Source organism: Polaribacter sp., assembly GCF_965660385.1.
Taxonomy (GTDB): Bacteria; Bacteroidota; Bacteroidia; order Flavobacteriales; family Flavobacteriaceae; genus Polaribacter.
In genome coordinates this window covers 2,135-4,249 of the sequence record NZ_CBFHZT010000100.1, presented here as the reverse complement: position 1 = coordinate 4,249, position 2,115 = coordinate 2,135, and the positions used below count along the sequence as shown (strand labels likewise).

Genomic DNA, 2,115 nt, shown 5'->3' with positions numbered 1-2,115 from the left:
TTATACAAGTCTTTTGATACGTTCCTTTTCTGTTTGGTTAACGCTGTCCTAGATTCCTTAACGACTACCTTACCAAACCTGTTTAACTCTTTCTCTACTGACATAGGTTTAAAGCAGTATTAGGCATTGTAACTTGGAATGATAACTGCCACCCCTCCAAGTTATTCTTATCTTGCACGTTCTTTCTTTTCAATGCTTGGGGATTCTCACTCGCTGTGATGTTATTATCATTAAAACCGTATAGCATCTTACTCCATAACCTGTTTAATATTGCTAACATTTCATTATAATTATCTACTTCATTCTGATACCATATTTTAGAACCGTTAACCTCGTTCGTTGTATCTCTTTGATTCATTGTTGAAATTACAACATCAAACACCACATTTTGACCATTGGTAAAACTAGCGTCGTTTATCTCTATGTTAGCCAAAGGGTAAATATTCATTTTATTCAGGTCCATTTCTTCGGGGCTACCAAATGTAATTGTGTTTACTAAATCATCTTGCTCTAAAAGTGATTTGATATACCTTATTAATTCGCTATAATGATTGAGACCTACTGCCATTTGTTTGTATCTTATGTTTTAATTTCATTGTATCATTTCTACACGCTAATACTACGTGTGTTTTATGTATATTTTCTTTTAATAGTCTATCAATTTCAAATAGATTTCCGTTTGCTAAATCGTAAATAGTGGCGTAATACCCCCACTTTTCAAAATACTTACTTGCATCTACTCCCTCGCTTGTTCCGTTTGTGTAGACATCAGGATATAATTCTCTAAATCGTTTGACAAATTCAAAAAAAAACCTTGCACGCCATTTGCAATAGACATAGGCAATTCTTTTAACCTATCAGCATTAAATTTTGTGCCCTCATAATTTACAATAGTATAATTCTTAAACCTATCTTTTAACTTAACTGGTCTGTACGCTACTGCTAAGAACCTATGTAAGTCATCTACATATTCTGAATACTTTATTAAATCCGTATATTCCCCATTTGTTAGTTTATCAAAGTTAGGAATCAAACCAAACTCGATACCATTTAACACAAACTTTTGCTTAAACTCCCCTTCTTTTTGTAAAGCCTCTTGAACATCTACAAATAATCTATTCCTATCTTTTACACTAATCGCATCAATATTATCAAAGCCTAAAACTATTTTTAAAATCTCGTTATCCAATTCTTTGCCCTTTAGATTATCATTTTCTAATAGTTTTTGAATAGCTTGATGTTGACCGACTGTTATATCATCTAAACTAGATGGTACTTTAACTTTAACTTTCATATTTGTATAACTAATTTTTTGCTATATTGTTACTACCAACGTAACTTATTACCTGTATCGCTTCCGTGTAGCATATAGTAAACGATATAACGCAAAGCATCAATTAAATGGTTAAAATCATCTTGGTAAGTCTTTGAGCCTTTGTCAGCGTAAACGTGGTTATTAAATTCCTTTATTAAATTAGTGCTTTCAGCTGTTACGATTATTTCGTAATCTTGTAGTATCATTACACCTGCAGTAATTGAGCCTTGACCTTTTTTAGCTGGAAATATATTACAACCTAAAGCCAATTCAGAAATAAGTCGAGGTTCAGCACTATCACCTACAATCATCTTTTGACCACAGTATTTTTTATTAATTTGTAGTATCTGTGATGTTTGTAAGCCAGCTTTGTAAAGTAACTCCTTAGCGTATATTTTCTTTTTAGATTTATCGATTGCCACCTCTACTAGGGTTGTAGGGTCGTTGCTAAAACCGTAATCTTGACCAAAGTATGTTTGTAGTTTGTCAGGGTTAAATTCTCCAATACTCCAATTCTCAAATACAACGCCTTCTGCTTTGTTAAGCCACCCACCAAGTATAACGTGTTTATATTTGCTTGGATTGTTTTCTTTAATATCTTTAATTCGTGTTAAGTAACTTTCTGATAAATTTTCGTAGTTATCTAAGTAAGTAGTATGTATGTATGTAGTATCATCTTTTACTAGATTAGAACCACCCTCAACCCCTTTGCTCTCAAAAAAACGTTTATATATAAAATGTTCTTTTGTTGATGGGTTTAAGATAAGTATAACTCTATTTTGAATACCCTTAACACGAAT

The 2,115-nt window shown here is 32.2% G+C and carries 3 protein-coding genes; all 3 read right to left on the bottom strand.

Annotated features, from left to right (window positions below; translation table 11 throughout):
* Window positions 1–94: 94 nt before the first annotated feature.
* A complete protein-coding gene (locus tag ACTG3V_RS15080; RefSeq protein ID WP_439133001.1) occupies window positions 95–568 on the bottom strand; it encodes a hypothetical protein in 474 nt (157 codons plus the stop codon).
* Between the two features lie 168 nt (window positions 569–736).
* A complete protein-coding gene (locus ACTG3V_RS15075) occupies window positions 737–1,294 on the bottom strand; it encodes a hypothetical protein (RefSeq protein ID WP_439133000.1) in 558 nt (185 codons plus the stop codon).
* A 32-nt stretch (window positions 1,295–1,326) separates the two neighbouring features.
* Window positions 1,327–2,115 (bottom strand): PBSX family phage terminase large subunit (locus tag ACTG3V_RS15070; RefSeq protein ID WP_439132999.1); only part of this gene is annotated, 789 nt, incomplete at its 5' end.